The 2952-nt window shown below is 41.4% G+C and carries 3 protein-coding genes and 1 pseudogene; all 4 read left to right on the top strand.

Translation table 11 applies throughout. The annotated features are described in order from the left end of the window. Window positions 1–75 precede the first annotated feature (75 nt). A complete protein-coding gene (locus PUN32_RS13885; RefSeq protein WP_274723721.1) occupies window positions 76–912 on the top strand; it encodes a DUF2971 domain-containing protein in 837 nt (278 codons plus the stop codon). A 418-nt stretch (window positions 913–1330) separates the two neighbouring features. Next, a pseudogene (locus PUN32_RS14155) lies at window positions 1331–1381 on the top strand (hypothetical protein); the annotation flags it as partial. Between the two features lie 203 nt (window positions 1382–1584). Then, window positions 1585–1962, top strand: a complete 378-nt coding sequence (locus PUN32_RS13870) for a hypothetical protein (RefSeq protein WP_274723720.1) — start codon at window positions 1585–1587, stop codon at window positions 1960–1962. Between the two features lie 325 nt (window positions 1963–2287). Next, complete coding sequence (locus tag PUN32_RS13865) at window positions 2288–2440, top strand: DUF645 family protein (RefSeq protein ID WP_274723723.1); 153 nt, start codon at window positions 2288–2290, stop codon at window positions 2438–2440. Window positions 2441–2952: the final 512 nt, after the last annotated feature.

The raw sequence follows: 2952 nt of genomic DNA, 5'->3' as shown, positions 1-2952 counted from the left end.
GACTTTTTACCCATTTGGTCGTGACCTAACAAACGATTCAAGACAGATTCACAACGCACGGCATTGGCGTGATGCGTGAACGACAGTGATGAACATTGTGATGCGTTGAGTTGGTTTGGGCGTTGCTCACTGCTTAATCGGGCGTTAGAACATAGTTTCAACTGTAGAAGTAGGATTTTGATGGAAATAGCAAGGTATATCCAATTACCTCAATTTATTAGTCTGATCACAAAAGGTCTATTCATCCCTAAAACATCGCTTTTTGAAGACGAATTAGAGGGGTTAGCATCTGTGATGTTTAATTATCATGAGCAAGGGATAGCTCCTAAAATGGAGAATGATTGGGCAAAAGAATGGATTTACACTAGCTGTTGGTATAAATCCACAGGCGAATCTATGGCTATGTGGAATTTATATGGTTCAAATGCAGAATCTTTGATGATTAAGACAACGACTTTGAAACTTAAAAGTCTTATCGAACATTCTAAGAAGTTCAAAACATACCCATGCCGCTTGAATTTTGTGTCCTACTTCAGCTTTTCGGAATACCCTAAGCCTTTGTACAAGAGGGAGAGCACAAAAAGGACTTCGACCGAATGTTCTCACTTATACGACTATAAGCTTGATGATTTCTTTTATAAGCATCCTGCCTATCGCCATGAACAAGAAATTAGATTGTGTATCGTAGATAAAAACGCAGTCGAGCCATATGAGCGTAATCGAAACTATGGAATTACAATACCTGTTAGTGGCGATTTTATTGATGAGGTGATTTTTGCTCCCAATGCAACGCCTTGGTTTAAAGAGGTCGTGTGCGAGGTTATGAGTAAATACAATATTGATGCGGAGATTTCAGACTCTGAGCTTGATTGGCATAAAGAAATATTTAGCCCGCGTGCACTATTGTTCTAACAAACGCCTCAAGAGGGACTGTCAACGCGCGGCATTTTTGTTATGCGGCAGGTTTTGTGGTTAATTTGCTATGCGTTAAGTTGGTTGGTGCGTTGCCAGCCCCTTAGGCGAGCGTTAGTTTCTATCAAGAAAATTCATAAAATTTGCGTTAATGGTTTCGATAATTCGGCTTTTGGTACTCAAAGTTCACGAATTTGCTTTGGTGCTTTGTTTGATGCTGATTGGGTAGAAAGCGTTGAAAAGGTTGCTGGCACAAGATCGCTGAAGCCAATAAATCTCGACGCATCCATTTTGTGGAAGCGTCCACACGGCAAGTTTGGTTTCACAAAAGCAGCAACATCGCTGTGAGTGCGCTTTCTTTGTTGGAAAGTTGGTTATTGGCTAACTCAACCTTGATCACTTTGAGTTTTGGCAGCCAACTTCACAGCGTTTGATGTTGGACGTTTGTTTGCTCGATGATTCTGCATAAAATATGGTTCAAGTATTTTGGTGAAAAATCATTTTGAAACAATTGGCTACGAAACTAACAAGCGCCTCAAGCGGGACTGTTAACACTCGGCGTTTTTGTAATACTTTGGGCTTTGTGATTAATTTGGTATGCGTTAAGTTTAGTTGTAGCGTTACCAGCCCCTTAGGCGGGCGTTAGGGCTATTTTTGAGAGACAAATCTACTGTGAGTAATGTTGAAAATAATTCTTGGAAGAATTTCTATAGAAATTCGATGCTTATAGCCATTCTTGGCTTTATTTGTTCCTCATGCATCCTATTAGTTGGTTGGAATGGGTGGTTGAATATTTTTGACGATAAACCAGAGGCATGGTTTCAAAGAAGTGGTTCAATGATGCTAGTGACGTTGTTGATTGCAGATTACTACGTGTACAAATTAAGTTCAGACGTCAATGAATTGGACATGATTCCAGCGCATGCAGTTCAAACAAAAGATGCCTACAGGCCATATATAAAAATACTACATCCTATGGCAATTATTTTGACCCTGCTTGCGACTATTATTTGTGGTTATGGAGATTTAATATTTGTAGCTTGGTCATAGCCCTAACAAACGCTTCAAGAGGGACTGCCAACGCGTAGCGTTTTCAGTCCCATTGAGCTGTGGTGGTTACGGTTGCTGTGTTTGAGTTTGTTTGTTATGCGTTGTCAGCCCCTTAAGCGGGCGTTAGTTTCTATCAAGAAAATTCATAAAATTTGCGTTAATGGTTTCGATAATTCGGCTTTTGGTGCTCAAAGTTCACGAATTGGCTTTGGTGCTTTGTTTGATGCTGATTAGGTAGAAAGCGTTGAAAATGTCGTTGGCACAAGATCGCTAAAGTAAGCAAACCTCGATGCTTCCATTTTGTGGAAGCGTCCACACGGCAAGTTTGGTTTCACAAAAGCGGCAACATCGCTTTATGTGCGTTTTCTTTGTTGGAAATCCGCTCATTGCCCAACTCAACCTTGATCGTTTTGAGTTTTGGCTGCCAACTTCACAGCGTTTGATACTGGACGTGTTTTTGCTCGATAGTTCTGCATAAAATATGGTTCAAGTATTTTGGTGAAAAATCATTGTTAAACAATCGGCTACGAAACTAACAAGCGCCTCAAGAGGGACTGTCAACGCGCGGCATTTTTGTTATGCGGCAGGTTTTGTGGTTAATTTGCTATGCGTTAAGTTGGTTGGTTCGTTGCCAGCCCCTTAGGCGAGCGTTAGGTCACGACGGGATCACATGAGCAATGCAGAGCAGTGTCGATTGAGTATGGAAGAGCAAAACGTGGATAGAGGAAATAAGGAAAAAAGGACGAATATTAGTCATTTCCATGATACCCTTGAGGCGCTTTCGTGCGCACCTTAATCGGGGCGCGATTGAAGAGTGACGCCCGCAAGACCTCAAGGTAGAGCGATGCCAAATACTTCGGCTTCGATTTTTGTCTTTTTCTTCAATTCGTATTGATTATCCATAATTCACGAGAGACTTTTTACCCATTTGGTCGTGACCTAACAAGCGATTCAAGACAGATTCACAACGCGCGGCATTGGCGTGATGCG

It is taken from the genome of Vibrio chanodichtyis, from assembly GCF_028863985.1.
Classification (GTDB): domain Bacteria; phylum Pseudomonadota; class Gammaproteobacteria; order Enterobacterales; family Vibrionaceae; genus Vibrio; species Vibrio chanodichtyis.
This window is presented reverse-complemented; position numbering and strand designations above follow the sequence as displayed.